The 26492-nt window shown below is 69.5% G+C and carries 26 protein-coding genes; 5 read left to right on the top strand and 21 right to left on the bottom strand.

The window, feature by feature from the left end; genetic code table 11:
- Positions 1 to 5: 5 nt before the first annotated feature.
- From ACIBKY_RS12085 to ACIBKY_RS12100, 4 genes are all read right to left on the bottom strand, one after another.
- Positions 6 to 1511 carry an alkaline phosphatase D family protein gene (locus ACIBKY_RS12085; RefSeq protein WP_397096674.1) on the bottom strand — a complete coding sequence of 502 codons (1506 nt, stop codon included), beginning with the start codon at positions 1509 to 1511 and terminating at the stop codon, positions 6 to 8.
- Between the two features lie 66 nt (positions 1512 to 1577).
- On the bottom strand, positions 1578 to 3080 hold the full coding sequence (locus tag ACIBKY_RS12090; RefSeq protein WP_397096675.1) for a hypothetical protein: 1503 nt from the start codon (positions 3078 to 3080) through the stop codon (positions 1578 to 1580).
- A 71-nt stretch (positions 3081 to 3151) separates the two neighbouring features.
- Positions 3152 to 3742, bottom strand: coding sequence for an HAD family hydrolase (locus ACIBKY_RS12095; RefSeq protein ID WP_397096676.1), 591 nt, complete (start codon positions 3740 to 3742; stop codon positions 3152 to 3154).
- Positions 3739 to 4554 carry a hypothetical protein gene (locus ACIBKY_RS12100; RefSeq protein ID WP_397096677.1) on the bottom strand — a complete coding sequence of 272 codons (816 nt, stop codon included), beginning with the start codon at positions 4552 to 4554 and terminating at the stop codon, positions 3739 to 3741. The genes ACIBKY_RS12095 and ACIBKY_RS12100 overlap by 4 nt, the downstream gene beginning before the upstream one ends.
- 138 nt (positions 4555 to 4692) lie before the next feature.
- Here ACIBKY_RS12100 and ACIBKY_RS12105 point away from each other — a divergent pair, with 138 nt between their 5' ends.
- Entirely contained in the window at positions 4693 to 4941 is a 249-nt protein-coding gene (locus tag ACIBKY_RS12105; RefSeq protein WP_397096678.1) for a helix-turn-helix domain-containing protein, read from the top strand.
- On the opposite strand, the gene ACIBKY_RS12110 is transcribed toward ACIBKY_RS12105, so the two are convergent.
- From ACIBKY_RS12110 to ACIBKY_RS12120, 3 genes are all read right to left on the bottom strand, one after another.
- Entirely contained in the window at positions 4938 to 8369 is a 3432-nt protein-coding gene (locus ACIBKY_RS12110; protein WP_397096679.1) for an NB-ARC domain-containing protein, read from the bottom strand. The two genes, ACIBKY_RS12105 and ACIBKY_RS12110, sit on opposite strands and share 4 nt — an antisense overlap.
- Positions 8370 to 8373: 4 nt before the next feature.
- A complete protein-coding gene (locus ACIBKY_RS12115) occupies positions 8374 to 8766 on the bottom strand; it encodes a hypothetical protein (protein WP_397096680.1) in 393 nt (130 codons plus the stop codon).
- Between the two features lie 65 nt (positions 8767 to 8831).
- Positions 8832 to 9608, bottom strand: coding sequence for a hypothetical protein (locus ACIBKY_RS12120; protein WP_397096681.1), 777 nt, complete (start codon positions 9606 to 9608; stop codon positions 8832 to 8834).
- Positions 9609 to 9742: 134 nt separating this feature from the next.
- On the opposite strand from ACIBKY_RS12120, the gene arfB reads away from it, so the two are divergent.
- Positions 9743 to 10150: an alternative ribosome rescue aminoacyl-tRNA hydrolase ArfB gene (arfB, locus tag ACIBKY_RS12125; protein WP_397096682.1), complete on the top strand. Its 408-nt coding sequence runs from the start codon at positions 9743 to 9745 to the stop codon at positions 10148 to 10150.
- A gap of 174 nt (positions 10151 to 10324) precedes the next feature.
- Here the strand turns inward: arfB and ACIBKY_RS12130 are convergent, their stop codons facing one another.
- From ACIBKY_RS12130 to ACIBKY_RS12155, 6 genes are all read right to left on the bottom strand, one after another.
- The gene (locus ACIBKY_RS12130) at positions 10325 to 11131 is read right to left on the bottom strand and encodes an SMP-30/gluconolactonase/LRE family protein (protein ID WP_397096683.1); all 807 of its coding nucleotides are present in this window, start codon (positions 11129 to 11131) and stop codon (positions 10325 to 10327) included.
- A gap of 468 nt (positions 11132 to 11599) precedes the next feature.
- Positions 11600 to 12634: a S66 peptidase family protein gene (locus ACIBKY_RS12135; RefSeq protein WP_397096684.1), complete on the bottom strand. Its 1035-nt coding sequence runs from the start codon at positions 12632 to 12634 to the stop codon at positions 11600 to 11602.
- A 54-nt stretch (positions 12635 to 12688) separates the two neighbouring features.
- Positions 12689 to 14650, bottom strand: a complete 1962-nt coding sequence (locus ACIBKY_RS12140) for an ABC1 kinase family protein (protein WP_397096685.1) — start codon at positions 14648 to 14650, stop codon at positions 12689 to 12691.
- Positions 14651 to 14658: 8 nt separating this feature from the next.
- On the bottom strand, positions 14659 to 15588 hold the full coding sequence (locus tag ACIBKY_RS12145; RefSeq protein ID WP_397096686.1) for an acyl-ACP desaturase: 930 nt from the start codon (positions 15586 to 15588) through the stop codon (positions 14659 to 14661).
- 86 nt (positions 15589 to 15674) lie between these two features.
- Positions 15675 to 16322 carry a hypothetical protein gene (locus ACIBKY_RS12150; RefSeq protein WP_397096687.1) on the bottom strand — a complete coding sequence of 216 codons (648 nt, stop codon included), beginning with the start codon at positions 16320 to 16322 and terminating at the stop codon, positions 15675 to 15677.
- Positions 16323 to 16337: 15 nt separating this feature from the next.
- A complete protein-coding gene (locus tag ACIBKY_RS12155; RefSeq protein ID WP_397096688.1) occupies positions 16338 to 17117 on the bottom strand; it encodes an HAD-IIA family hydrolase in 780 nt (259 codons plus the stop codon).
- A gap of 61 nt (positions 17118 to 17178) precedes the next feature.
- Between ACIBKY_RS12155 and ACIBKY_RS12160 the strand changes: the two genes are divergently transcribed.
- Both ACIBKY_RS12160 and ACIBKY_RS12165 read left to right on the top strand, forming a co-directional pair.
- Positions 17179 to 18375, top strand: a complete 1197-nt coding sequence (locus ACIBKY_RS12160) for a M20 family metallopeptidase (protein ID WP_397096689.1) — start codon at positions 17179 to 17181, stop codon at positions 18373 to 18375.
- Positions 18376 to 18503: 128 nt separating this feature from the next.
- On the top strand, positions 18504 to 19925 hold the full coding sequence (locus ACIBKY_RS12165; RefSeq protein WP_397096690.1) for a recombinase family protein: 1422 nt from the start codon (positions 18504 to 18506) through the stop codon (positions 19923 to 19925).
- Between the two features lie 69 nt (positions 19926 to 19994).
- On the opposite strand, the gene ACIBKY_RS12170 is transcribed toward ACIBKY_RS12165, so the two are convergent.
- The 7 genes from ACIBKY_RS12170 to ACIBKY_RS12200 all read right to left on the bottom strand — a co-directional run bounded on the left by ACIBKY_RS12170 (position 19995) and on the right by ACIBKY_RS12200 (position 24225).
- Positions 19995 to 20324: a hypothetical protein gene (locus tag ACIBKY_RS12170; RefSeq protein WP_397096691.1), complete on the bottom strand. Its 330-nt coding sequence runs from the start codon at positions 20322 to 20324 to the stop codon at positions 19995 to 19997.
- A gap of 380 nt (positions 20325 to 20704) precedes the next feature.
- On the bottom strand, positions 20705 to 22531 hold the full coding sequence (locus ACIBKY_RS12175; protein WP_397096692.1) for a cell division protein FtsK: 1827 nt from the start codon (positions 22529 to 22531) through the stop codon (positions 20705 to 20707).
- A complete protein-coding gene (locus tag ACIBKY_RS12180; RefSeq protein WP_397096693.1) occupies positions 22528 to 22887 on the bottom strand; it encodes a hypothetical protein in 360 nt (119 codons plus the stop codon). The genes ACIBKY_RS12175 and ACIBKY_RS12180 overlap by 4 nt, the downstream gene beginning before the upstream one ends.
- A 210-nt stretch (positions 22888 to 23097) precedes the next feature.
- Positions 23098 to 23286: a hypothetical protein gene (locus ACIBKY_RS12185; RefSeq protein ID WP_397096694.1), complete on the bottom strand. Its 189-nt coding sequence runs from the start codon at positions 23284 to 23286 to the stop codon at positions 23098 to 23100.
- A gap of 170 nt (positions 23287 to 23456) precedes the next feature.
- Complete coding sequence (locus ACIBKY_RS12190) at positions 23457 to 23684, bottom strand: hypothetical protein (RefSeq protein WP_397096695.1); 228 nt, start codon at positions 23682 to 23684, stop codon at positions 23457 to 23459.
- Positions 23681 to 24028 (bottom strand): hypothetical protein, encoded by a 348-nt coding sequence (locus ACIBKY_RS12195; RefSeq protein ID WP_397096696.1) that lies wholly within the window; start codon positions 24026 to 24028, stop codon positions 23681 to 23683. Before ACIBKY_RS12195 ends, ACIBKY_RS12190 begins: the two co-directional genes overlap by 4 nt.
- 5 nt (positions 24029 to 24033) lie before the next feature.
- Positions 24034 to 24225, bottom strand: coding sequence for a hypothetical protein (locus tag ACIBKY_RS12200; protein WP_397096697.1), 192 nt, complete (start codon positions 24223 to 24225; stop codon positions 24034 to 24036).
- Positions 24226 to 24463: 238 nt separating this feature from the next.
- Here ACIBKY_RS12200 and ACIBKY_RS12205 point away from each other — a divergent pair, with 238 nt between their 5' ends.
- On the top strand, positions 24464 to 25171 hold the full coding sequence (locus tag ACIBKY_RS12205) for a UTRA domain-containing protein (protein WP_397096874.1): 708 nt from the start codon (positions 24464 to 24466) through the stop codon (positions 25169 to 25171).
- 284 nt (positions 25172 to 25455) lie between these two features.
- Here ACIBKY_RS12205 and ACIBKY_RS12210 read toward each other — a convergent pair whose 3' ends face one another.
- Positions 25456 to 26214, bottom strand: a complete 759-nt coding sequence (locus tag ACIBKY_RS12210; protein WP_397096698.1) for a GntR family transcriptional regulator — start codon at positions 26212 to 26214, stop codon at positions 25456 to 25458.
- Between the last annotated feature and the right edge of the window lie 278 nt (positions 26215 to 26492).

Consider the following 26492-nt stretch of genomic DNA (forward strand, 5'->3'; position numbering starts at 1 on the left):
CAGGGTCAGGGTGCGGAGGTCGGGACCGTCACGCGGTGGGAGGTCCTGGCCGGGGCGCCCCTGCGGGAGATGTACTCCAGCGTGCGGAACTCCGCCGACAGCTCCGTGGAGGTCAGGCGGGCCATGATGTAGCCGCGCCGCTGGTCGATGTAGGAGATGTGCGGGTTCTCCGCCAGCCCCTCCTCGATCCACACCTTGTCGCGGTAGCCGTCGCCGTCGCTGGCGATGGAGGAAGCGACCAGTTCCGGGGCGATGACCGGGCTGTCGGGGTCGTCGAAGTTCAGCTTCAGCGACGCGGCGTGGTGCATGTGGGCGTCGCCGGTCAGGACGACCGGGTTGGACGTGGTGGACATCAGTTCCAGCAGGCGGGCGCGCTCGGCGGCGTAGCCGTCCCAGGCGTCGAGGTTGACCTCGCGGCCGGGGCCGCGCTTGTAGTCGCGCTGCATCATGAGGATCTGCTGGCCGAGCAGGTTCCATTGGGTCGTGGAGGCGCGCAGGCCGTCCGACAGCCAGCGCCACTGGTCGCCGCCCAGCAGCGTGCGCCGCTCGGACAGGCGTTCGTCGCAACCGGCCCGCACGCCGTCCAGACAGGCCTGGTCGTCGCGGAACTGACGCGTGTCGAGCAGATGGAAACGGGCCAGCGTGCCCCACGAGACGCGGCGGTTGACCCGCAGGACGGCGCCCTGAAGGCTGGCCCGGCGCAGCGGCATGTTCTCGTAGTAGGCGCGGAAGGCTCCGGCGCGCCGGTGGGCGAAGGCGGGGGCGCCGGTGCTGGAGACGGGGCCCGCCCAGTTGTTCTCCAGCTCGTGGTCGTCGAAGGAGACCAGCCAGGGCGCGACGGCGTGGGCGCGCTGCAGGTCGGCGTCGCTCTTGTACTGGGCGTGCCGCAGCCGGTAGTCGGCCAGCGTGGCGCACTTGCCCGGCGTGTGCGTACGCACCCGGCCGGCGAGGGCCGTGTAGCCCGATGGACCGTACTCGTAGAGGTAGTCGCCCAGGAAGAGCACCAGGTCGGGCTCCTGCTCGGCCAGGCGGCGGTAGGCGGTGTAGAAGCCGTGCTCGTAGTGGGCGCAGGCGGCCACGGCGAAGTCCAGCGGCTGGGTGGCGCCGGACGGGGCCGTCCTGGTGCGGCCGGTGCGCGAGAGGCGGCCCTCGGCGCGGAAGCGGTAGAAGTACTCCCTGCCCGGCTCCAGGCCGTCCAGCTCCACGTGGACGCTGTGGGCGTCCTTCCAGCGGGCGGTGGCCGTACCGGATCGGAGGACTTTGCCGAAACGCTCGTCGGCGGAAAGCTGCCAGTCCACCTCGACGTCGCGGGAGGGCATGGCGCCGCGCCCGTTGGCGCCGAGCGGGTCGAGCGCGAGGCGGGTCCAGAGCACGAAGCCGTCGGTGGAAGGGTCTCCCGAGGCGACCCCGAGCGTGAAGGGGTCGCGGGCGAGGGTCCGGGAGGAGGAAGTGGCGGGAGCGGGGAGCACGAAGGTGGCGGCTGCCGCTGCGAGGAAGGATCTGCGGTCCACGATTCCAGATATGTCCGGCTCCGCTGACCCGGTCGTGACCCTGGAGTCAAGGGCAGATGAACAGCGTCAGTCTTGCTCAAGCACCTCAAGCAGGGAAATCGCCCCGTCGTGGGTGATTCCCAGCGCGGTGTAGAGGGTGACGGCCTCGCGGCAGGCGCGCAGGGCGTCGTCGTGGAGCTCCAGCCAGTCGAGCGCGACCGCCTCGTCGTAGGCCAGTTCGGCGAGATCCCGGGGCGACTCCTCCCGCGCCGCCTCGACGACGGGGCGGGCCCGCGCGTAGGCGGCGCGGATCTCCTCCTCCTCGTCGGCGGCGTAGTACACGGACTTGGCGTAGGCGAGCATGGCCCGCGCCTCCCCCGCCCGGTCGCCCGCGCGCCGGTACAGGCCCGCCGCGCGCTCGAACAGCGCCGCCGCCTCGGCGTCCTCGCCGTCGCCGCGCAGCTTTCCGGCGCGCGCGAGCAGCCTGGCGGGGTCGCTCTCCCCGGCCGCGGGCGCGAGCACCAGTCGCGTGAGGTACGGCGCCGCCGCCAGCACCTCCTCCAGGTCGCGCAGGTGTTCGCCGGTGCCGTTGCGGGCGTCGAAGGCCGCCGCGACGCCGCGCGCGCCCACCTCCATCTCGGCCCGCAGCCCGGCGACCGGGACGCCTGCGCCGCCGCGCCGTACCGGTGTGTCACCGTGCCCGAGCTCTTCCAGGCGGCGCAGCAGGACGGCCGCCCCGGTCATGAAGGCGCGGGCGGCGCCGGGCGAGGGCGGCCGCTCCAGCAGGTGCAGCTCGCGCTGGAGGATCTCGAGGCCGCGGCTCTCGTTTCCGGTCAGGGCCAGGAACCGCAGGTGCGTGCCCATGTCGCCGAGGTCGGACAGCCGCCCCTGGACGATCCGGTACGCCCGCCGGTGCGCCGAAGCGGCCTCCTCCAGCCGGCCCGTGCGCACGTACGGCAGCAGCAGCGCCTCCAGAATGCCCTGCGGCTGGGAGCCGCACGTCATGGCCCCGGACAGGACCGGCGCCGCCGCCACGATGGCCTCCTCGTCCCGGCCCGTCCAGGACAGGTAGGCGATCACCCCGCGCACGTCGCAGGCGGCGCAGTCGGACAGTTCGTCGCGTGGCGCGGTACGCCACCGGTGGAACCACTCCTCGGCGGCGGCCCGGTCGCCGAGGTGCTGGGCGACATGGCAGCGGCGGGCGTACACGGCCTGCGGCCCCGCGCCGGCCTCGCGGTAGCGCCGCTCCATGTCGTCCAGGCCGTCCAGGGCGCGGCGCAGCGGGATCTCCGGGAACCTGCGCAGGCTGGCGACGATCCACTTGTACTGCCACAGCAGCCGCCACAGCCGGCGCTCGCCGAACAGCGACGGGTCGCGGTCGTAGTCGGCCAGGTTGCGCGAGAAGGTCGCGAACGACTTGGCCGGCTCGCCACCGAGCTGGTAGGCGGCGGTCAGTTCGAAGCGGGCCAGCACGACCAGCCCGGGGTCGCGGGCCGCCTGCGCCGCACGCAGCGCGCGCTCGGTCACGACGGTCCTGGCCTCGCCGTACGGCATGCCGTTCGCCTCGCCGAGCAGGCTCTCCACGTCCATGCCGGTCACCATAGATCACCAACCCCGACAAACCGCCCACATTTATTGGGGGTCCAGAAGTCGGCCGGGTGTCAGCTCAGCAGCGCGCCGAGCTCCCGGCGCAGGGTCTCCGGGTCGCGGAAGTGCAGGCCGGTCAGGCCCGCCCGCGCGGCGCCGGCCACGTTCAGCTGCCGGTCGTCGATGAAGACGATCTCCCGCGGCGGGGCGTCCAGCTCGCGGGCCATCAGCTCGAAGATCTCCCGGTCGGGTTTCACCAGGCCGAGGCGGGCGCTGTAGAAGCGGGGGCCGATCCCGGCGATCCACGGCAGCCGGTCCAGGCCGTCGGCCATGGAGGCCGGGGCGTTGGACAGCAGCGCCACGTCCTGGCCCCGGTCGAGGAGTTCGCGCAGGAGGGCCACCGTACCGTCGTGCGGGTGTGTCCAGCTGACCACGTCGAGCGCGACCAGCCGCGACACCTCCCCGCCCGAGACCTCGCGGCCGAGCACCTTCGACCAGTACTGCTCATCGCTCAGCGCGCCCCGGTCGAACTCCAGCCGGTGCGCCCAATAGCCGCGCTCGAACGCGGCGGGCTCGGCGCCCGCGGCGCGCACCATGGCCGCGACGTCGGCCGCGGGCTGCGGCAGGGACAGGACTTCGCCGTAGTCGAAAACTATCCAGGTCATGCCAGATAGGGTCGCAGGTACGGGTTGAGCGCGCCGCATCCGAGGTACTTGCCCGCGGTGTGGAAGTCGATCCAGTCGAGGTTGACCAGTTGCTCCTCGTCGACGCCGGCGAAGCTCTCGCGCAGCTCGGGAGGGATGGCGGCGATGTCGTCCTTGTCGGCGATGTTCACCCAGCGCCCGACGCCGCGGGGCCGCTCGCCACGGCCGTCGATCGGGGCGGGCAGCAGCTTCTCGAAGATCACGTTGCGCATCCCGAGCGGGCTGCCGAGCGTGATGAGCAGGTCCACCTCGATGTCCGGGTTGGCCCAGAGCGTCTCGTAGGTGACCACGCTGCCGAGCGAGTGCGCGATCACCACCTTCGGCCGGTGGCGGCGCAGCGACGCGGCCACCAGAGCGCGGACCTTCTCGCGGCGGCCCGCGTCGGCCAGGTAGGTGGCCACCTCGGGGCAGAACAGCTTGGCGAAAGCCGCCGCCCGCCCGTCGAGCCGGTCCAGGAGCCAGCCGGCGAACGTCTTGAGCGCCCCGGTGAGGTGCTCGCCGACGCCGAGTTCCTTGGCCCAGGCGGCCAGCACCATCTGCTCGCGTACCCGCATCGCCTCCGCCTCTCGAACCCCGGGCGGGCGCGGCTCGTTGAGCAGGTGTGCGAAGTAGGCGACCTCGGCGAAGTACGCGCGCGTCTCGCCCCCGAGCGACGCGTGGAGGTAGCCGTCCCACTTGGCGCGCATCGCCGCCGCCGCGCGGGCGACGTCGTTGCCGGCCTCCAGGTAGTACTTGTACTTGCCGATCCCGTGCACGCCGACGATCGCCGTCACAGCGCCTCCCCACTTGGCCCCGTTGGTGTCGGCAAGATCGTGGCATATCCGACTTGCAGTTGGATTGACCGCCTTTAGGCTTGCCTAAAGGTTTAGGTAGAGCTAAAGTGGAGTCAGTCAGCAGAGAGTGAGCCGGAAATGGCCAGCAGACGCGAGGACACGTCGCCGTTCGCGCAGGAAGTCGTGGACGAGATCACCTGGTACATGCGCGAACACAAGATCACTCGCGCTGACCTGGCCGCCTCCATGGGCGTGTCGGCGGGCCGCGTCAGCCAGATCCTCTCGGGCGACGAGAACCTCACCCTGCGCACGCTCGGCGCCGTCGTCACGGCCCTCGGCGCCCGCCTCGACTTCACCCTCTCCGACGCCGAGGACCGGCACACCTAGGCACCCGTCGCGGGGCTCGCCCCGAACCGCGCGCGCAGCGGCCCGTTGGCCCGCAGCACGTGCAGGAAGCCCGACATCCCACCGGCCGCGACCGTGGCCAGGTCATCCCCCAGCGCCACCGCCCTGGTCACCGCCACGTCGTCGTCGAAGCGGGCCAGCTCGCGCCCGTCGTAGCGGTCGAAGACCGTGACGCACTGGTCCTCGGCCGCCGTGACCAGCAGCCGGCCGCGTACGTGCAGCCCGGTCACCGGGCCCGCGAAGGGGCCGAACGCGCGGCGCGCGATACCCGTGCGCAACTGCCAGCTCCTGACCATGCGGTCGGCTCCGCTGGTGAACAACCACTCCCCGCTGACACGCAGGTCGAGCACGGCGCCCTCGTGCGCGGAGAACGCCCATACCGGCGCGCCGCCCCTGGTCCAGAGGTGGATCTGACCCTCGGCGGTGCCCGCGACGACCAGGTCGCGGGTCAGGTCGGCGGCGGTGACCCACTCGCCCACCACGAGCTCCGCCGTGTCGGCCGACAGGTCGGCCACACAGATCCAGTTGCCGGTGGACGGCGCGCCGCCGAGGGAGTTGGCCGGGGTGTAGTAGGGCCGCACGACCACGGCGCAGGAGTCGCCGCACAGCCGCGCGCGCACCACGGCCTGGTGCGCCTGCAGGATGGCCGCGCGCGCCGACGCCTCGGCGCGCACGGGCGCGTCCGCCGCCGGGTCCGTCCACCGGCGCCGGTCCCTGACGACGAACTCGCTGTGCTTCAGATGGTCGAAGGTGCTGTAGACGAGCCACCGGTCGTTGGCGGCCAGGGCGCGCACCGCCTTGCCGGCCTCGTCGCTGTCGCGCAGGGTGGCCGAGCGCCAGTCCCACTCCTCGATCGTGCCCGACAGCGTCCCGGTGAAGACGGACTCGCCCTCCGCGACGAGCGCCGTGATCGCGGGCCGGTGGAAACGATCGCCGGCGGGCGGCGCCTGCGGGCGGCGCCGGTCCCAGATCCTGATCGTGCCGTCGTGGGAGGTGGTGAGCAGCGCCTCGCCCGCCGGGTGGATGCTGGTGACCAGGTCGGAGTGGCCTTCGAGGCGGCCCTTAGGCGGCTCGTCGAGCCGGTCGTAGACCTCCACGACGTGGCCTCCGACAAGGGTGCGGGCCCCGTCGCGGGCGACCGCCGCCACCGTCGCCGCATAGCCCCAGATGTCGCACGCCGCGTCGGCCGGCCGCGGCGATCCTCCCTGCCGCGCTTCCTCCGCCTCCCGCCGGAAGATCAGCCCCGGCACGTCGGGGACCTCCGTCCAGCGCGCCGCCAGGCACAGCGCCTCGCCCACCACGAACGGGATCGTCCGGATGCCGACCTGCCCGTTCGTGCCACCGAGCCACCGCCCCCGGCGCAGGTCGTAGACGTAGGTGTGGCTGGACGACCCGTTGTGGTGCAGCAGGTACGGCGGAGCCAGGAAGACCTCGTCCGGCCGGTTGCCGATGGAGCCGGTGCCGGCGTCGAGTGTCTGGCGCGTGTGCCGGATCCAGTCGATGAGCTCGATCCGGTTGTCCGATCCGCCGGTCGTGAGGGCGGCGAGCGTGCCGCCCACGTGCGTGACGTAGCCCTCCTCCACCCCCGGCACGTCGCCGCCCAGGTCGCGGACGTGCTCACCGGTACGCCAGTTCCAGATCTGCACGGGCGCCCGCGGCCGCTGGCCGGTCAGCGAGCCGTGGGCGCCGCCGACGGCCACGAGCTCGCCCTGGACGGCCAGCGACCACGGCTGCCCGACCCCGCAGGCCAGGACGGAGACGCGCTCGTGGCGCCGCCAGTCCCAGACGCCGACCGTCCCGTCGTTCTGCCCGGTCAGCAGGTGCGCGCCGTCCTCGCTGAGCGCCGCGGACAGGATCGGCGAACCCACGTGCACCCTGGTGTGCACACCGCGGTCGGCGGGCAGGAGGTGGACCCGCTCGGGCAGCCACGACGGCGCCGACTCGTAGCGGCGGGCCTCCTCCAGCAGCCGCTCGACCATCGGCAGGCCCGGCGGCACGCCGGCGAGCCGTCCCACGAGCTGGGCGGCCAGTTGCGCGGGGTCCGACAACGCCGGCCCCGCCATGCGCAGCGCGGCGGTGACGAACTCGCCGTCGCGATCCGGGCAGCGCTCGGCGAAGTCGGCGATGAGCCCGGCCGCCGGTGTCGCCTGGAGCCTGCGGTACACCCAGTCGAAGTCGGACAGCAGCCGCCTGATCTCCTCGTCCCTGCCGAGCTGGTGCAGGTGGTGGATGAGGAAGGTCCAGGCGTACGCGTCGGGCGGGTGGCGCGGGTCGCCCCACGACTCCAGGAGGCGGCGGTGCAGGAGGTCCAGGTCGCCGGCCCTGCCCACGATCAGCCGCTGGACGACGTCGTGCAACCGCAGCAGGCGGCGCCTGACGTCGTAGCGGGTGAACAGGGCCAGCCGGTACATCTCCTCCACCGCGTCCTCGGCGGCCAGCGCGTCGTAGCCGGCCGTCGCCCGCCACAGCCGCCAGATCGTGCCGAACGGGACGTCCGCGCCCGCCGGGAAGACGGCGAGCTCGGCGAAGCGGGCACGGTGCTCCGGTCTGAGCAGCGACACGCTCGCGTCCAGCGACGACGAGATCGCCGCGTTGCGGTCCTCGTCGCTGTGGCGGTCGAGGTAGCCGACGTCGAGCGCGAGGCGCCGCTCCACGTGCGCCACCGCCTCGGCCGTCGTACGGCCCGCGGCCACGAGCGAGCGCAGTTCGGCGCCGACGAGTTCGAGCATGAGCGGCCACTCCCCCAGCCGCCCGGCCAGAGCGCTCAGCAGGGCCGCGGCCACGGCGTCCGGCGGCTCCGGCTGCCATCTCATCAGGAGCTCGGCGGCCTGCTCCGCGGTGAGCTCACCGACGGGCACCGGACGGCCGCCCGCCCTGCCCAGGACCGCGTCCAGCCGCGTGGTGACCAGGCAGGGCGTACCGGTGAAGAGGAAGTACGGCAGCAGGCCCGCCGACCAGACGTCGTCCAGCACGAGCAGGACGGCGCGCCCGGCGAGCAGCGAGCGGAGCTGGGCGGAGGCGGCGCCGAGGTCGTTGGCGGCGTGGGTGTGCGGGGCCAGCAGCCGGATCTGGTCGTGCAGCAGCGCGACCGCGCCCTCGCGCGTGGTGGCCTGGCCGAAGCGCAGCCACAGGACGCCGTCGCGGAAGGCGGCGCGGACGCGGTCGTCGTGGCAGGCGGCGGCCGCCAGCGTCGACTTGCCGAAGCCGCCGCCGCCGTGCACGACCACGACGGCCCCGCCGAGCAGCCGCCCGACGACGCCTTCGAGCTCCCGGGGACGCGGCACGAAGTGGCGCGGCAGGCCGGGCGCCGTGAACGGCGGCGCGGCGGCGGCTTCCGGCACCACCATGAACGTGTTGAACTGCCGGTTCCCGTCGCCGATCTGGACGCCCTGGGCGGCGTGCGCGTCCACCGGGTCACCGGCCCGGCGGGGCGTGGAACACGTTGGCCTGCTGGTTGTTGTCACCCACCTGCACGCCTTGCGCGCCGCGCGCGTCGACCGCGTACTTGCCGGCCCGCGACCCCGCCGCGTCGGCCAGTTCCATCAGCGCCCGCGCCGCCGTGACCAGTTCGCCGTCGCCCTCGGCGCCGGCGGCGGCCAGCTCGGCCAGCAGGGGGTCGCGCCAGGTGCCGGGTGCCTGTTCGTGGCGGTCCAGCGCCAGTTCTCCGTCGGGTCGGCCGTCGAGCCGCCGTCTGGCCAGCCCCTTCAACGCCTCGTACGCGTCCTTGACCGCCGCCGACGCGGTGTCCTTCAGCCCCAGCGCCGCGCCCGCGGCCAGCGCCGTCACAACCAAGGTGACCGGATCCATCCCGCCTCCTCTGGGAGATGCGGCCATGGTGTCACCTCCGGCTCCCGCGCGGCAGCCGGTTCCCGCTAGGGATGCGGGCGCACGGGCCCGGCGGCGGCAAGACGTGAGGGCGGAGTGTAGAGGGGTAGCGAACGGTAACCGCTGCGATAGGCCGACGACAGCAGGCGCAGCAGTTCGCTCTCCGCGTCGTGGCGCAGGATGCCGCGCAGGCGGGTCAGGTCGTTGAGGTAGCGGTCGTAGCGTGCCAGGCGGGTGTGGCGGGAGCCGCCCAGGGCGGTGACGACCTTGGAGCGCGGGGCGCCGTCCTCGATCAGGGCGGCCACGTCGAGTTTTCTGTCGATGGCGTCCAGGCGGGCGTGGATGCGTTCGCGGCGCCGTTCGTCGGGGGTCAGGCGTTCGCCGATGCGCTCGTGGTAGCGGTTGGCGGCCATGCTGAGCTCGTACACGCTCCACTCGTCGTCGATCCGTCGCTCGCACCAGGAGCGCTGGTCTTCGGCCATCGCCTGGTCGAGTCTGGTCAGCAGCGAGACCAGCCAGAACGTCGCCGCCTCCTTCGCCAGGGAGCGGCGGCCCTCCTCATGGGCGCGTACCTGGCTGAGCCATAACCCGCTGGGCGCCACCGCGCCGAGAAGGGTGGCGAGGTTGTCGTTGAGCATCGCGCCGAACAGGAGGGCGACCCCCGCCGAGACCAGCCCGGTCAGCAGGATGATGGACACCGCCAGCCAGCGTCCCTCCGGTCCGAAAGGGCGGCCCTTGCCCTGGCAGCGCAGAAGCAGGAACGCCGTCGCCGAGACCACGGCCAGCACCACCGTCAGGCCTATGCGCACGGCAAGGTCGTCCATGGAATCCGCCTCTCCCGCAGAGCGTTCCCCTCATAGTCACATGCGCGTGCTGTTCGGCACATCCGGAAAATCCGTTGCTGGCCGCACATACCGGGCAGATACCGTAGAGAAGCACCCACCCAAGGAGATCTCCCATGCCCGCCCCACTGGTCGTCAACGACTCGGTCGTCATCCCGGACGCCGAGCTCGTCTGGCGTTTCTCCCGCTCGTCGGGACCGGGCGGCCAGGGCGTGAACACCACCGACAGCCGCGTGGAACTCCTCTTCGACGTCTCCGCCACGACCGCGCTGCCGCCCGCCCTGAAAGAGCGCGCGCTGGCCCGGCTGGGCGGGCCGATGATCACCATCGCCGCCTCGGAGTACCGCTCGCAGCTGCGCAACCGTGAAGCCGCCGTCCAGCGTCTGGCCCAGCGGCTGCGCGAGGCCATCGCACCGCCGCCCAAGCGCCGCCGCGCGACCAAGCCCACCCGGGGCTCGGTCGAGCGCCGCCTGGCCTCCAAGAAGGCCCGCGCCGACGTGAAGCGCCTGCGCCGCGACGTCTAGCGGGGTACGGCGGCGCGCCGGCCGTACCCCGTCGCCCACCACCACGCGACCCCATCCCCGCGCTCCGTGCGGGGCCCTGCCTTGGGCGGCCCCGCGGCCGAGCCGCCGAGCCGCCGGCCCGCCGCTCCGTGCGGTCCTTCCGGGAAGCCGTCCTTCCGGGACGGGGTGTGGGGTTCAGGCGGGGACTTCCACCCGGATGGTGCGGATCTCGGCTTTCAGGATGCGGGCGGCCTCCTCCGGTTCGAAGGCGGGGGCGGTGCACAGGAAGAGGGTGTGGCCGTCCGGGCCGCCGAGGGCGCAGGCGAAGACGCCGACGTCCCCGGTGCTGATCTCCTGGACGATCTCGCCGCCCTCCCGTACCCGGATCGCCCGGTTGCCACCCGCGTCGGCCACCCAGACGGCGCCCTCGCCGTCCAGCGCGATGCCGTCGGGGTTGGCGGAGCCCAGGTCCGCCCAGACGCGGCGGTTCGTCAGGGTGCCGTCGGGGGCGAGGTCGAAGGCGGTCAGCCGGTTGGCGTAGGACTCGGCGATGATGAGGGTGCGGCCGTCCGGGGTGATGGCGGGGCCGTTCGGGAAGGCCATGTCGCCGGCCGCTTCACGCACGCCGCCGTCCGGGTCCACCCGGTACAGGCTGGTCTGCGCCCCGCCGAAATCGCAGGCCCCGGCGTAGGCGCGGCCGGACGGGTCCATGACCAGGTCATTCACCGGCAGGTCGGTCAGTGCGGACAGGTCGGCGTGCACGCTGGTCCCGCCGTCGGCGATCCGGAGCACCTTGCGGTCCATCATCGAGGCGACCAGCAGGCTTCCGTCGGGCAGCCAGCCCAGCCCGGAAGGCGACCCCGGGACCTCGGCCACCACCTCGGCGGTGCCGTCCATCGAGACCGCAAGGACGTGGCGCCGCCAGAAGTCCGACACCCACAGCCGGCCCTCGTGCCAGCGCGCCCCCTCGAAGAACGCGCCGCCACCGATGAGAGTCTCCATCTGACTTCCTCCTAGTTGTGAGGTTGTGCTTCTCATCGGGGACGTAGAAGCCGAGGCGACGTTCTCGACATGCCGGGCCAAAGATTCCGCAGGAATTTTCGCGGCCGCCCCCGGCCGCACTCTCACGGCGTCCGGCCCGCACGGGATCCCGCCACGTCGGAAGCACCCGGAACCACGCCCGGCCGGAACCGCGCGACGTGCCGGAACCGCCCAGCGTGCCGGTACCGCGCGCCGCCGTGGACGGCACCCCACAGCGTGCCGGAACCGCGCGCCGCCGTGGACGGCACCGCGCCGGAGCCGCGTGTCACCGGGCACCCGCGCCGGCGGGCCCTGAGCGCGGATCCCTCGCGCGGGTGGTCGAGCGAGGGATGAGGGACCGGGGTCAGTGGGTCAGTGGGTCAGTGGGTCAGTGGGTCAGTGGGGTCAGTGGGGTCAGTGGGGTCAGTGGGGTCAGTGGGGTCAGTGGGGTCAGTAGGTGACGGTGATGGTGCGGGCGGGGCCGTCCACGCGGATCTGGCCACCGTAGGGGATGACCACCTGGGGGTCGGTGTGACCGAAGTCGACGTCGAAGACCGCCATCGTGTCCGGGGCGTAGTGGGCGAGGACCTTCAGGACCTCCGCGCGCTGGTCGCCGGCGTACGTGGCGGACTCGGCCGGAGCCAGGGGGCGCTCGAAGGACCAGGACTTGGCGCGGCCGATCAAGATGGCCGGGAATTTCGCGAGAAGTCCGCGTTCGCCCATGTTGCGGAGGATGCGGAAGACCTCGACGGAGGAGGGCAGTTCCTCACTGGTCTCGACGATCAGAACCATGCCCTCGTACGCCGGCGCGGCCCGGATGCCGCGATCGGCCATCAGGAGCCAGGACAGGATCTCCAGGTTCCCGCCCCAGGTGGTGCCCTCGACGACCCGGTCCGGGTTGTGCCAGTGCCAGCCGTCGCACGGGCGCGCCGGCGGTGGCGCGTCGAAGGAGGCCGGGTCGTCCCACGGCTTGTCCACGTCGCTGAACTCGAAGGACTCCGGCAGCTTGTAGGGGCCCGAGGTGAACAGGGCGGCGCGCAGCGACTCGGCGCTGGCCGGGTGCATGCCGCCGCACCGACCGAACTGGCACATGACCGACCCGCCGTGGTAGGCGACGATGCCGAGGTTCCACAGGTGGAGCAGCAGGTTGGTGTTGTCGCTGTAGCCGAAGAACGGCTTGGGGCAGGCCCGGATGACCGCGTCGTCGAGGTACGGCGTGACCGTGATCTGGTCGTCGCCGCCGATGCTGGCGATGATGGCCTTGATCGACGGGTCGGCGAAGGCGGCGTTGACGTCGGCGGCCCGCTCACGCGCGCTCGCCCCCATGACCCGCGTGGACGGGAACTCCACCGGCACCAGCCCGAACTCCTCGCGCAATACCCCCAGCCCCGCCTCGAACGGCAGCGGCAGGATCCCCGGCAACCCGGCCGAGGGCGACAGCACGGCCACCTTGTCCCCCGGCTGCGGCTTCGGCGGATACATCATCGCCGGCCTTCCTCTCGGCACCCGATCACGACGGAACGTCCTCTCGGCGCCCGATCACGACGGAACGTCCTCTCGGCGCCGGAAGATCAGCACGAGCACCCGCAGCACCAGGATCGCCGCGATGACCAGCAGGTTGTAGCCCAGCAGATCGAACAGGCCGAGGTTCAGGGCCGCGACCGACACCGGCCCGCCCTCGGTCCCCAGCAGGAACACCGCCATGATCCCCGCGGTGGCCCCCAGCACGGTCAGCAGGATCTGGTGCAGCAGCCCGGTGAGATAGCGCCGGTCACGCTCGTCGGCGAACAGCCGGACGTTGACCGAGAACCGCCCGTGCTCGGCCGCACTGGCGATGCGCTCGATCCGGCGCGGCAGGCGGCGCACCATCGGCAGCAGCGCGGCCGCCTCCTGGGCCACGGCCTCCTTCAGGGTGGTGCCGGACAACTGCTCGGCGAGGTAGCGGCCGGCGAAGGCGCGGGCCTCGGTGATGAGGTTGAAGCCGGGCGCCAGCCGTACCAGCGTGCCTTCGAGTGTGGCCAGCGCGCGGAAGACGGCGGCGACCTCCGGCGGGATCGACAGCCCGTACTCCGAGACGATCCTGAACAGGTCGGTGAACATGGCGGCGCTGTCCATGCCGGGCCCGAGGTGGCGGGCCATGAACTGGCCGAGCGCGCGCTCCAGCCCGGCCTCGTCGATGTCCTCGGGGCGCGGGACGACCTCCAGCAGGGCGTCGGTCACGCCGAGCGGGTCCTGCCGGTTGAGCGCCATCAGGAAACGTTGCAGGGCGGCGCGGACGGAGGCGTCCAGGCGGCCGACCGAGCCGAAGTCGAGCAGGCCGAGGCTGCCGTCGTCCAGGACCATGATGTTGCCGGGGTGCGGGTCGGCGTGGAAGACGCCTTCCAGCAGGATCTGGCGCAGCAGCGTGTCGAGCAGGTCACGGGCCAGCCGCGCGCTCTCCCCGGGTACGCCCGCCAGCGGCTTGCCGTTCAGCCGCTGCATCACCAGCACCCGGTCGGTGCACATGCGCGTGTACGGCACCGGGTAGGTGACCTGGTCGCTCGGGGTGGCGGCGACGGCGGCCATGTTGGCCGCCTCGATGCGGAAGTCGAGCTCCTCGCGGATCGCGACCGCGAACCCCTCCGCCAGGTCGCGCATGCCGAGGGAGCGGCCCCACTTCGTGCGTGACTCCAGGGTGACGGCCAGCCTGCGCACGATGTCGAGGTCCTTGGCCACGACGGTCCCGATGCCGGGCCGCTGGACCTTGACCACGACCTCCTCGCCGGTGTGCAGGCGGGCGGTGTAGGCCTGGGCGATGGAGGCGGCGGCGAGCGGGACCCGGTCGAAGGCGGCGAACACCTGGTCGACCGGCCCGCCGAGCTCGGCGGCGAGCACCGGCTCGATGCGCTCCCACGGCAGCGGCGCCACCTGGTCCTGCAGCCGCCCGAGTTCGTCGACGAACTCGGGCGGAAGCAGGTCGCGCCGAGTGGAGAGCACCTGGCCGAGCTTGACGAAGGTGACGCCGCCGTCGTCGAGGGCCTCGCGCAGCGAACGGGCCAGCCGTACCTTGCCGGAGCGGTCGTTCAGGCTCTCGCCCCGGCCGCGCAGGTAGGGGCCGAGGCCGTGCCTGATCGCGATACGGGTGATCTGGGAGTAGCGGCGGCCCCGGGAGATCCGGCCGCGCAGTCCCTTGACCACCTCGATGGGGCCGGGGATGGAGCCGGGCGGCACCAGCGCCTCGGCCATCACCAGGATCACCATCGGGATCAGCACGGCCAGCATGCCGAGCATGACCATGACCCAGACGGCGCCGAAGCCCGGGTCCTCCCCCGGCCGGAGGTTCTGGAACCCACCGATGATCGGCGCGAAGATCGGCCCCGACAAGCCGAAGCCGATCGCCGCGGCCAGGAACACGCGGAACCCGCCGAGATGGACGCCCAGCAGCCGCTGCGCCAGCCTGGCCACGATCAGGACCATGACCAGGACGGCGAACGAGAAGAAAAAGGAGGTTTGGACGTCCATGCGGGAGATCATCCCATGGTGGCGGCCCTGGCCCGGCGCTCTTCCCTGCGGGCGACGAACCGCGCGGCCGTGACCTCGGTCTTCTCCAGGAACCCGGCCAGTTCCTCGCGGGCCTTCTCACCCTCGGCGTCCAGCCCCGTCTGGTCGAAGACGGCCCACTGGCGCAGCACCGGCATGAGCACGTCGTCCAGGTGCAGGCGCAGGTCGTAGATGCCCTCGTTGGCGATGATCATCGCCTTGCGGGCGAAGCCCTGGATGCCGGAGCCGGGCATCTGGAAGGTGGTGACCACGTCGGTGACGGCGCGCATGGTCTGGTTGGGGTCCAGCTCGAAGGCGGCCTTGAGCAGGTTGCGGTAGAAGAGCATGTGCAGGTTCTCGTCGGCGGCGATCCTGGCCAGCAGCCGTTCGCAGCCCTCGTCGCCGGTGGCCCTGCCGGTGTTGCGGTGGGAGATGCGGGTGGCCAGCTCCTGGAAGGAGACGTAGGCCAGCTGCTGGAGCATGGTGCCGTACTCGGTCTGGAAGCCCTGCTCCATGTGGATCATCCGGGCCCGCTCCAGCGCCACCGGGTCGACGGCGCGGGTGACGGTGAGGTAGTCGCGGATCGCGGTGCCGTGCTTGTCCTCCTCGGCGGTCCAGCGGTGCACCCAGGTGCCCCACGCGCCGTCGCGGCCGAACGTGGTGGCGATCTCGTGGTGGTAGCTGGGGAGGTTGTCCTCGGTGAGGAGGTTCACGATCAGCGACACCCGCGCCGACTCGGGGATCTTGGAGTCGCTGTCCTGCCAGGCCTCGCCCTGGTAGATGCCGTCGAAGTCGCGGCCCTGACTCCAAGGAACGTACTCGTGCGGGAACCACTCTTTGGCCACCTTGAGATGGCGGTCGAGCTCGCCCGCGACCACGGGCTCCAGCGCGTGCAGCAGTTCCGTCTGAGTCATCGCCATAAAAGATCGTCTCCTTGAAGTTACGGCACCGTAGGTTAGGCTACCCGATGGGCAAAACCGCCTTTTGTGTGCGAAACCCACAAGGATCAGGCCGAGCGGTCCTCCATTTCCCACAGATGGTCGAGGACGTGCCACGTGACGCGGCGCACGACGTAACGCGGCGTCCACTTGTAGTCCCAGCTGCCCTGCCACGGCCGGCCCAGGACGGCGGCGAGTTCGCCGCGCATCGCGTCCCGGTCCGCCACCGACTTGTAGGGCGGGTGGCGCACGCCGGCCTGGCGGGCGTAGTTGCGCTCGGCCTCGGTGACGTGATCGGCCATCTTCGTCCGGTCGCGGCCCCCGCCGCGCGGTCCCTTGCGCAGCTCCTCCGGCGAGATCGCCACCGTCTCGTCGAACAACTGCCAGGCCGCGCGCATGAGCGCGACGTCGCGGGCGGCCGCGTCCGCGCCGACCGCCGCGTGGTCGGCCTCCGGCTCCTTCTCCGGCGCCCCGAAGTCGGTGGTGGCGCCGCCCTTCAGCCGCTCGACGACCTCGGGCTCGCCCGGCTCGAAGCTGAGCGCCGCCCGTTCCGCCACGACGGCGTAGCGGGGCGCGTAGTGCATGAGGTTCTCGATCGCCTGCTCCTCCGACCTGCCGCTACGGCACCAGCCGGGCCACTCAAGCGAGCAGGCGAAAACCTTCTTCAGGCCGCTTTCCAGGTAGATGCGGGTCATGTCGTCCAGCCTCGCAGTCATACCTGACAGGGAGCGTCAGATTAGGTCGATGAGATCGGCGACCGACTCCACGACCAGCGACGGCCGGTACGGATAGCGGTCCACCTGGTCGCGCTGGATCACGCCGGTCAGGACGAGGATCGTGAAGAGGCCCGCCTCCATGCCGGCGACGATGTCGGTGTCCATCCGGTCGCCGATCATCGCGGTGTTCTCGCTGTGACCCTCGATCGCGTTGAGCGCGCTGCGCATCATGCCCGGATTGGGCTTGCCCACGAAGTACGGCTCGACGCCGGTCGCCTTGGTGATCAGCGCGGCGACCGCGCCGGTGGCCGGCAGCGAACCCTCGTTCGTGGGACCGACCGGATCGGGATTGGTGGCGATGAAACGGGCGCCGGCCTCGATGAGGCGGATGGCGCGGGTGATCTGGGTGAAGCTGTAGGTGCGGGTCTCGCCGAGCACCACGTAGTCGGGGTCGAGGTCGGTCAGGACGTAACCGGCCTCGTGCAGCGCGGTGGTCAGCCCCGCCTCGCCGACGACGTACGCGGAGCCGCCGGGGCGCTGGTCCTGAAGGAACTGGGCCGTGGCCAGGGCCGAGGTCCAGATCGACTCGGGCGGCACGTCGAGGCCGGCGGCGCGCAGCCGTACGGAGAGGTCGCGCGGGGTGTAGATCGAGTTGTTCGTGAGCACCCGGAAGGGCTTGCCGGACTCCGCCAGCCGCTTGATGAACTCATCGGCCCCCGGCACCGGCAGCCCCTCGTGCACGAGAACGCCATCCATGTCGGACAACCAGGAGTCGATGCGCTTACGCTCAGTCACGAGGACAATCGTAGCGAGCCCCGCTTGTCAACATGGCAACAGGGATGTGAAGAATGACGGCATGTCGTCGTTCACGGAATCCGCCCAGGACATGCGGGACGAGCTCGTCCGGCTCCGCCACTCGCTGCACACCACTCCCGAGATCGGCCTCACCCTGCCACGTACGCAGGAGAAGGTCCTGGCCGCGCTCGACGGCCTGCCGCTGGAGATCACGACCGGCACGTCGCTGAGCTCCGTCACCGCCGTGCTGCGCGGGGGGCGGCCGGGCCCAGCCGTACTGCTGCGCGGCGACATGGACGCGCTGCCCGTCGCCGAGCGCAACGACCTGCCCTACATCTCGCAGAACGACGGCCAGATGCACGCCTGCGGCCACGACCTGCACACCGCGATGCTCGCCGGGGCCGCCCATCTGCTGGCCGCGCGGCGCACGGAGCTGGCCGGGGACGTGGTGTTCATGTTCCAGCCCGGCGAGGAGGGCTACGAGGGCGCCAAGTACATGATCGACGAGGGTGTGCTCGACGCGCCCGGTCAGCGGGTCGCGGCCGCCTACGGCATGCACGTCGTGTCGGCGATGCTGCCGCCGGCGCTGTTCGCCAGCCGGCCGGGGCCGCTCATGGCGGCCGCCGACACGTTCCTGGTCACGGTGAAGGGCAAGGGCGGGCACGGCTCCTCACCGCACCGCGCGCTCGACCCGATCCCGGCAGCGTGCGAGATGGTCACCGCGCTGCAGACGCTGGTGACGCGGCAGTTCGACGTCTTCGACCCGGTCGTCATCACCGTGGGCAGCTTCCACGCGGGCACGGTCGACAACGTCATCCCGGACGACGCGCACTTCCAGGCCACCATCCGGACCTTCAGCAAGGAGAACCGGGCGCTGGTCAAGCGGCGCGTGATCGAGGTGGTCGAGGGCATCGCCGCCGCGAACGGCCTGACGGTGGAGGCCGGGTTCGGGATGGGCTACCCGGTGACGGTCAACAACGCCTCGGAGGCGGAGTTCGCCGGGCAGACGGTCGAGGAGCTGTTCGGGCCGGGCCGGTTCTTCGTCTCGCCGCAGCCGGTGATGGGCTCGGAGGACTTCTCGTACGTGCTGGAGCAGGTGCCCGGCGCCTTCATCTTCCTGGGGGCCTGCCCGGCCGACCGGGATCCGGCCAGCGCGCCGTACAACCACTCACCCGAGGCCGCCTTCGACGACGCGGTCCTCCCCGACGGCGCCGCCCTCTACGCCGCCCTCGCCCATGCTCGTCTCGCCTCTCTCTAAGGCGCTCTTACACGTTACGGCGAAGCCGCCCCCACGCCACCCGCCGCCGTTGGCGGGCGCCGATCGTGGGGGTCGTACGTTGCCGGGTAGTGTGCACGTTGTAGGCACGCTACCCGGAAGGATCAGTCATGAGCCTCGCAGCAGCGTTCGTTAGGGTCAGCACGGGCAGTCAGGATGAGATATCCCAGATCGAGGCCATCGACGCCTACGCCGCCGAGCGCGGGATCACGATCGTAAAGACCTTCCGGCTGCGAGGTTACTCCGCGTCCAAAGGGACACAAGAGCCTGCTCTCCGTCAGGCCATCGCGGATATGGAGCGCGGGGAATACAGCACGCTCATCGTGACGGAGTCCTCCCGTCTCGACCGCCGCGAAGATCTAGACGCGCAAGCGGAAATCCTTCTGGCTATTCGTGCTGCCGGAGGCGACATCGACGCAATAGCGGAACCGACTTTCGGAAAGACGGATTTCGCGGGGCGTATCGCAACGCTGGTCGCGCAGCACGGGAACGCTGAGAAATCCAGGCTCGGCCGGAATCAGACCTACCGTGGAATCACGATGGTGCGTAACAACAATGCGCATCATGGTCCCTTGCGCTCATTCTGGAAAACCAGGGGTAGCCGCTACCACAGGCAAGCGTACTGCTACGACCCGAGCGCCGTTAACGACATTTACGAGCGGGTCGCGAACGGCGACACGATCGCATCCGTCGCGCGAGCTTATAACCTCTGGCCTGAAAGCATCAAGGCCGTCATCCGATTCGCGGCGAATCATACGGGCGTTGTCGAATGCAGCTATACGCACGAGGGCGTCACGGAAACGTGGCAACACGAGGTTGAGCCTGTCGTGGACTCGGAACTTTGGTGGCGCGCCAACCGCGTGCTAAACGCGAACGTGACAGAGCAGCGCGCCAACAAAGGTGGTCGTCCGGTGGCGCGGCCCACCAATTGGCTTTCAGGCGTCCTCGACTGCCCCGAATGCGGCGGGAAGCTGTATTTGAATGAGGGCCGACTCCCCTCGGGACGTCTCCGTACGCCCAAGTTTCGCTGCAACGGAAACCGGAAAGAGCGTCTCGCGTGCGGGAGATTCAAGGGCACCGACGCGCGACCCGTGATTGATCTGGTGAGCGCCATGTTCGCGAACGACTCAACCGAGATTCTCGCGTTTCAGCGCGTCGCCGGTAACGCGCACGAGCTTGACGCGCTCAAGGCATCGCTACGCAAACTCCAGGCGCGTCTGAGCGTTACCGAGGATGACGACGAACTAGACGCGATGGTTGCCGAACGCAAAGCAACCAAAGCGCGCATAGAAGGGTTCGTAGTTGTGCCGGACTCCTACGCCTACGCCCCGACCGGGCAGACCGTAGCCGAGATGTGGAATGACGGAGACGACACCGTCAGGCGGGGCATGGTTCTCGCGGTGAAAGCCGCATTGCGACTGTCTCTCACGCCCCACGGTGACCGATGGGGGCTCCGTGTCGATACGGCAGCGACGGAAGGCGCGGAGAGCACAATCGTGGACCTCGGAAACGGTTTGTGTTTCCGCCGCTAGTCCGACGGCACAGGAATGCACGAAGAACCGCCCGACCCTCTTGGTCGGGCGGTTCGCTTTTCCGGTGACTTAGTCGGTGGCGTTGTCGGGCGGCGTCGCCGACCGCTTGCGGCTGGTGATGACTCCCCCGACGAAAATTCCGACCCCGCCACCGATCAAGAGAAGCGCGGGAATGCGGATGGTGTTTCGCACATCGGCGCATCGCGCTTCATTGTCGGTCGGTAGGTCTCGACTTCCGAATGCCGCTTGTAGCGCATTGGTTAAATCCAGTCGGCGCGGCATCTTGCTTGCGAAAAAGGCGCTCCCGCACGGGACTTCGACATGGCCACTGCTTACGGGTATGAGGCCGATGATCACGCCCGCGCCGACGAGCAAGATGGCGATCTTGTTAACGATCATCCGAGTACCCCCTTTCCTGATGCGGTCCGTCGCCTCGTGGCGATAGTGGCACGGGCTAGCGCTCGGGCCGGGGCAGAACGAGCACGATCCGTCCGGCGTCCAGGTGCCGGAGAACCTCGGGAAGCCGGAAGTCCTCGGGCGCAATGATCACTAGTTCCCGGTCGTCCTCGGGTTCCGGATCTTCGGCGGGGTTGCGTGTCAGGTGTTCACCACCTCCTTTGACTGAGCCGGGGCGGCCCCCTTCCTGGTCACGCGGTCGGCCCGCGTGACCTTGATCGAAATTACGGAGTGTGATTGTGCATCGTGCATGTGCATGGCGCGTGTGTGCCCTATACGCGCAGACGCGCGAGGGGAACGTGCACGTGCACAAGCGGGTTCGGTTACGGATTGTGAGGCTCGGCCCGCCACCGCCCGCGCGATACCTGAACCGCGCGTTGGGCGCGTGCCAGTTCATCGAGGCGGTAGTACACCCATCGGCGGCCCTTGCCCGCCGCGCGGATCAGGTCTCCGACCGGAACGCCTTCTGCGGGCGCGGCGTGGAGCGCGGCCATGAGAGCCTCCTCAGCCTCTCTGACGGCATCGGCGCGAGCGTGGCGGGGTGACGTCCGGTCGGGCTCTGCCGGGGCTTCTGCGGCCATTTCAGACGCGCGCTCCAGGGCGTGAGCCGACACGGGGTCGAGGCGGGGGCGGTGTTCGGCGTGCCGTTCGGCGGCGGCCCGTACGCCCGCGTCGGTGATCAGGTAGGTGCGGGCGCGGCGGGGGATGTCGTGCTCGGGGGCGGAGATGAGGAACTTGCCGGGCGCGTCTAGGCGGTGGGCGTGCCATCCGGCCTTGACCATGCCCTGTCCAAGGATCAGGTCACCGTCGCGGGGTTCGCGCACGCGGAAGCACACCCGCACGTCCATCTGGGAGCGGACCGCGCTCTTGCCCATGGCGTCCTTGGACGGGCGTTGCGTGGCCACGATGAGGCTGACCGCAGGGGCACGGCCACGCCGAGCGAGGGAATCGGCGTACCTGATCGCTTTCGGTGATTCTTCGGCGAGTTCGGCGAACTCATCGACGATGATCACCAGTGCGGGGGTTTCGGGGGTCGGTTCCCAGACCCGTTTACCGCGCCTGGTGAGATCGTCGGCGCGGCCATCCAGAACGGCCACCGCGTCCCGGAGCAGGGTCTCTGCCTCGTTCGGAGTGGTGGCCAGCCGGTCGATGCAGGAGGCCCACGGTTGCAGCTCCATGCCGCGCTTGAGATCGATGGCCCAGATGATCACGTCTGGGCATGCGGTCAGTTCGGCGAGCAGGATGTTGAGGCCCCCGGACTTGCCCCCGCCCGACACTCCCCCGAACAGCCCATGCCGCCGCAGCAGCCGCACCCGCACGGGGGTTCCGTCCTCGTACAGGCCGAGCTTGACCGGTTGGGTGATCGAGGTGATCGACGGGCCTGGCCAGGCGATCGCGTCGGCGTGCGGGTCGGTTTCGATCACGCGCACGTCGGCGCGGTTGGCCTTCTTGCTGGCCACCGGTTGCACCCGGACCCCGCCGCGTGTGGAGCCGAGCGCCGATTCCAGGCGGGGCACTGCGGTGATGGCGTCCTCTACGGTCTGGCCGAGTCCCAGACCGAGACGGAACCGGTAGCCCCACAGGTCCACGATCGCCGATTGCACGCGCGATCCTGTCAGGCCGACGGCTTGGGCGATGTCGGGCCACGCGGCCAAGGTGCGTTCGACGCGCACCCGGGCGCGGCGGCGGCGGTGCGCCCACCACGGGATGGCCAGCAGCACACACCCGATGGCCAGCAGCAACGGCAGGGGCGGGGTGATCGGTCCCAGGGTGGTGGCCGCACTCAGCCACCCGCCCCCGAACAGGGCGGCGGTGGCGGCGTAGGCGCGCTCGGCGGGCCGGGTGAGACCGACCCATCTGCCCGCGACGACCACCGCCGCCGCCACGATGACCGTGATGCCCGCGACGGTGGGCCACCACAGCCGGTAGGAGGAGTGCAGGAACCACCCCGCCCCCAACAGCAGGGCGAGCGTGATCATGGGCGCGAGTTCGGAGCGGTAGCGCCACAGCCCGCGCGCGATGCTGCCGATGAGCAGGGGCGCGAGCTCTAGATCATCGGTGATCGAGGCGATCGGCTGGATACCGTGGCGGCGCATGCGGCGGGCGTTGCGCCGCATCTGGTGACGGGAGACGCGACGGTGGTGGGTCATCGGCCACCACCGGTACCAGGCGCGCGGCGGGCTTCGGCCCGCTCTTGGGCCTGCACCTCGTCGCGGATGTAGAACAGCGGATCGTGCTCACCCTCGGCGTGCGCGGCCAGCGTGGCGCGCATGGCGGCGATCAGGTCGGCGCGGCGGCGGCGGTCGGCGGCGCGCTCGGCGCGCACACTGGCGAGTTCGGCGAGGATGTCGCGCTCATCGACGAGCGCGAGGTGGATGTGGTCCCAGATGGGTGCGTGGGCGGGCGTGGCCCGCGCAAGCGCGGTCAGTAAGTGGGCGGCGGTGTGGTTGCGGGAGAGAACCTCCTGTAGATCAGCGTCCGGGTACGGGTGGCGGTGGGTCAACAAAGATCAACTCCTTCGGTCGGGTGATGTGGGTCAAGGGCGGCTCCTTCGGGGTGCCAGCGTGCGCGGGCGCTGGCTCGGATAGGTGCGGGGGTGTCAGGTGTCGGGGCTTGTCGGGAGATTGGGGGCTTGGCCCCTACCTTCCATCTGCGGTAGCGCTAAATGATCATGGAATTGCCGGCAAATTCGCTCTAAATGATCTTGGTCCGGATGTCAGCGACCGGTGATCAGGTCCATCAGTCCCGTCAGAACGTGCCGGATGTCCGGTGCCAGCGCAGTAGCCGCGAGCAGGAAGCCGAACAGGGTGCAGACGATGGCCTGCCACAGGCGCAGACCGAGGTACCGCAGAGCGATGATCAGGGCCACGCCCAGCAGGGCAACCAGGGGAATCGAGATGGTCAATGCTCACCTCCTTTCCGAGACTCGGTGCGGGTGTCAGATGCCGTAGTGCAGGGCCTTGCGGCGGTGCCAGCGGTGGCGGGCACGGCACTTCACACAGCTACGGCAACCAGGCAGTACGGCCGCGCCGCATGGGCACGCGCCGAGCACCGACCGAGGGACAGTGACGTTCTTCAAGGGCGTTCACCTCCCTTCGGAGTCGCGGCGGTTCGGTCATGGCGGCGGGCGTACGCGCCGACCAGGCGGCGCGTCATCCACTCGGTGTGACTCGGCGTGCCGACCAGGCGACGCCGGTTGTCCTCAGAGCGAATCGAGATCGCCATGATCACGAACGCAATGAGCGTGGCGACAGCCAGCACGAACGCCACCACGACGACTAACAGGGGGATGTCCACGGTCATCTCACGCCCCCCGAGTCGTCGGGGCGGAGACTGGACCGGTAGGCCGCTCGGGCCTGTTCCTCGATGGCAACGGCCTTGTACACGACCAGGCCCATGCGCAGCGTCGCCACGTGGTGGCCTGATCGCACCGTGACGGGCACCCCCAGACGCTCGGCGATCCGCCCAACCTCTGCGATCGCTTCGTCCTCGGTGGCGGCATCCGTGTCATTGCGGGTGTGGACCTGAAACTCCAGGTCCAGATAACGCGGGATCGGGATGTGCGCGTGGGCTTCCAGGTAGGTCGCGAACTCGCGAAGATCCGCGATGAGTCGTCGCCTACGGGTGGCGGTGTCGGTGTGGGTCATGGAGATCACTTCCCTTCGGCCAGGTCAGAGCAGTTCTGGAGAACCTCGGCGATCATGTGGAGCATCACGGCAGTCAGCAGCAGCACCGTGGCGGCAACCTCGGGCAGCCACCCATCAGGCAGAGCGTCGAGGCAGTCAGCGGCGAGGCGGACTCCCGTGATCAGGCGGGCGTGGGGGGCACTCGCGAAACCGATCATCTGAAGTCCTCCCGTCCACCCGCTCAACTGTGTGCGTCTAACTGTGTGCACCTAACTATGCGCGCCATGTTGGGTGCGCGCAAGTGGGTACGCATAGTTTGACGCACACAGTTGTGCGCGCTAAGGTCGCGTTGGGAAGTTTCCGCACGTGAGGGGAGGGTCAGAGGTGGCTAAAGAGCCCAAAAGCGCATCCGAGGGGCAGGAGTCCACGCCGCTGTGGCAGATCATCCGCGATGAGGTGATAGCTGACATCGAGTCAGGCCGGGGCTACCCTGCGGGCGCGCTCCTGCCGTCCATGAAACAGATCGGGGTCCGTTGGACGGTCAGTACGACGACCGCTCGACGTGTCCTCAGTGAGCTTGTCCAATCGGGATATGCGCGTGCCGACAGCACAAGAGGTCACTTTTCCACCGGTCCGCAAAGGACAGAAGAGAGCGCTGCCCTAAAGTTCGAGAGGCCGTCATCGATTGGTCTCCCGAGAATGCGTGTGCTCTCGCGTGCAGGACAAACAGGGATAGCTCCCACGGTCGTACAGGTGCGGACGGAGGCAGCGTCACCAGACGCCGCAATGGCCCTAGGGCTACCCAATCTCGAAATGCGCATTCTCGTAAGGCGCACGCTCACGGTAGATGAGGATAAATCTCCCGTAGAGCTAAAGACGAGCTATCTCGCACCCGGAGTTGGCGAAGATACGCCATTGAGTGAGCCTGCTGCACTTGATGTCGAATGGCGCGAGGCACTATCTGCCTATACGGATCGCGAACTCCTACCCGCAATGGAATACATTCAAGCGCGCCATCCAAGCGACAATGAGTCCATGGCTCTTGCCCTTATCCCCTCGTCTTGCGTACTCGTTCACGTTGCACTAACCCGCGATCGAGAGGGCGTTCCGGTAGATTACTCGGTCACGGTTTGGCCTGGAGATAGTACGCGCATGTCTCTTTAAAGGGGCTGGCTATCCGACGATGAGTATGAGGCGAACGACTGTCCACAACGTGAGAGAAACGCCAAAAACCGGCACCCCAATGGGATGCCGGTTTTCTCTGTGCTCCCTAGCTCACATCAGTCGCCCCACACGAACGCCCCAGTGCGATCTCTATGTTCGCCGTCGTGGCCTGGCGGTCGCGTGCAGGTGACCTCGAACGCTTCCCATGAGTCTGGCACTAGATAGACGTCACCGCATTCGTTGGCGATGGCAGAGTCTATGGCGTCGGAATCACTCATGGGGTGCTACGTGATCGGCAGGCGATAGTTAAACTCATACCGGTCGCTACGAAAGATAATCTTCGCCACTTCTACCGGTACATCGCCTGCCCAGAACGTTTGCCAGATTTGCATCACCGGCACGCCTGGAGGGCATTTCAGATGGATTGCTTCGTGTGGCTCGGGCATGCGGGCCGAAACGAATTCTTCTTCCATGTCCACGCGAATGCCGATCGCGTCAAATCGCGGGACAATTCCTCGACCTGCATATGGGCCCTCGTGTGGATACACGATGTCGGTCCCGTCGGTGATCGCCAATGGCTCCCACGTGACACTCATCGATACTGGCTCGCCGTCCATGCTGATCCGGTAAGACGTTTCGACGACAGGATCGCCCTCGCTGATTCCTAGTCGCTCCGCTATTTCGGCCGGGGCATCGGTCCGTTCGGTCTCGTGTTCGACCTGAATATCGACGGCGGATCGTTCGGCTTCCATGCGATATGCCGCGCGATCGTTGTTTCGTTGAAAACGATCGGGTGCTACTCGAACGAGAGGCCGACGCTGAGCGACAAAAGCGCCTTTACCTTTGAGCGTGTAAATCAAGCCTTCATTGCGAAGCGACGTGAGAGCGTGGCGCGCAGTAATGGCCGAACAGTCCCAGAGACCACATAGTTCTCTTTCGCTGGGAACTCGGGTTTCCGGAGCCAATTCGCCGCTCTTGATCCTAGCCCTCAGGTCGTCGGCGATCTGCAGGTAGAGGGGCTTGTACGGCTCGTGATCCGCCATGCGCGCATGATCTCACAGATCCATAGACAGCAACACGGGAAGCATGCTTAGTATGTGCACATGCGAGGTTGTGCACATACGAGATATGGAGTAGAGGCTCCGATGGATGACCCCCATGAGGCGTACGACTGGACGGTCGTCTACTGCCTGACTGAGACCAAGCGCGGCGGAGCTTTCGGCAGGGCCTACACCCTCGATCGGGCGATAGCGCGCATAAATGGTGTTCTCGCATCACTATCGGACAAAGCAGGCGAAGTTCGCGGAGAACTCGTACTAAT

Origin of the sequence: Nonomuraea sp. NPDC050394, assembly GCF_044459065.1 — a bacterium.
Lineage (GTDB): Bacteria > Actinomycetota > Actinomycetes > Streptosporangiales > Streptosporangiaceae > Nonomuraea.

What these genes read in the sequence shown, in the direction of transcription:
- ACIBKY_RS12120 (WP_397096681.1), bottom strand. Translation starts at nt 9,608, where the DNA reads ATGGACGACCTTGCCGTGCGCATAGGCCTGACGGTGGTGCTGGCCGTG.
- ACIBKY_RS12105 (WP_397096678.1), top strand. Translation starts at nt 4,693, where the DNA reads ATGGCCAGCAGACGCGAGGACACGTCGCCGTTCGCGCAGGAAGTCGTG.
- ACIBKY_RS12160 (WP_397096689.1), top strand. Translation starts at nt 17,179, where the DNA reads ATGTCGTCGTTCACGGAATCCGCCCAGGACATGCGGGACGAGCTCGTC.
- ACIBKY_RS12200 (WP_397096697.1), bottom strand. Translation starts at nt 24,225, where the DNA reads ATGATCGGTTTCGCGAGTGCCCCCCACGCCCGCCTGATCACGGGAGTC.
- ACIBKY_RS12165 (WP_397096690.1), top strand. Translation starts at nt 18,504, where the DNA reads ATGAGCCTCGCAGCAGCGTTCGTTAGGGTCAGCACGGGCAGTCAGGAT.
- ACIBKY_RS12135 (WP_397096684.1), bottom strand. Translation starts at nt 12,634, where the DNA reads ATGATGTATCCGCCGAAGCCGCAGCCGGGGGACAAGGTGGCCGTGCTG.
- ACIBKY_RS12145 (WP_397096686.1), bottom strand. Translation starts at nt 15,588, where the DNA reads ATGGCGATGACTCAGACGGAACTGCTGCACGCGCTGGAGCCCGTGGTC.
- ACIBKY_RS12210 (WP_397096698.1), bottom strand. Translation starts at nt 26,214, where the DNA reads ATGGCGGATCACGAGCCGTACAAGCCCCTCTACCTGCAGATCGCCGAC.
- ACIBKY_RS12150 (WP_397096687.1), bottom strand. Translation starts at nt 16,322, where the DNA reads ATGACTGCGAGGCTGGACGACATGACCCGCATCTACCTGGAAAGCGGC.
- ACIBKY_RS12115 (WP_397096680.1), bottom strand. Translation starts at nt 8,766, where the DNA reads ATGGATCCGGTCACCTTGGTTGTGACGGCGCTGGCCGCGGGCGCGGCG.
- ACIBKY_RS12175 (WP_397096692.1), bottom strand. Translation starts at nt 22,531, where the DNA reads ATGACCCACCACCGTCGCGTCTCCCGTCACCAGATGCGGCGCAACGCC.
- ACIBKY_RS12130 (WP_397096683.1), bottom strand. Translation starts at nt 11,131, where the DNA reads ATGGAGACTCTCATCGGTGGCGGCGCGTTCTTCGAGGGGGCGCGCTGG.
- ACIBKY_RS12195 (WP_397096696.1), bottom strand. Translation starts at nt 24,028, where the DNA reads ATGACCCACACCGACACCGCCACCCGTAGGCGACGACTCATCGCGGAT.
- ACIBKY_RS12095 (WP_397096676.1), bottom strand. Translation starts at nt 3,742, where the DNA reads ATGACCTGGATAGTTTTCGACTACGGCGAAGTCCTGTCCCTGCCGCAG.
- ACIBKY_RS12190 (WP_397096695.1), bottom strand. Translation starts at nt 23,684, where the DNA reads ATGACCGTGGACATCCCCCTGTTAGTCGTCGTGGTGGCGTTCGTGCTG.
- ACIBKY_RS12090 (WP_397096675.1), bottom strand. Translation starts at nt 3,080, where the DNA reads ATGGACGTGGAGAGCCTGCTCGGCGAGGCGAACGGCATGCCGTACGGC.
- ACIBKY_RS12170 (WP_397096691.1), bottom strand. Translation starts at nt 20,324, where the DNA reads ATGATCGTTAACAAGATCGCCATCTTGCTCGTCGGCGCGGGCGTGATC.
- ACIBKY_RS12140 (WP_397096685.1), bottom strand. Translation starts at nt 14,650, where the DNA reads ATGGACGTCCAAACCTCCTTTTTCTTCTCGTTCGCCGTCCTGGTCATG.
- arfB (WP_397096682.1), top strand. Translation starts at nt 9,743, where the DNA reads ATGCCCGCCCCACTGGTCGTCAACGACTCGGTCGTCATCCCGGACGCC.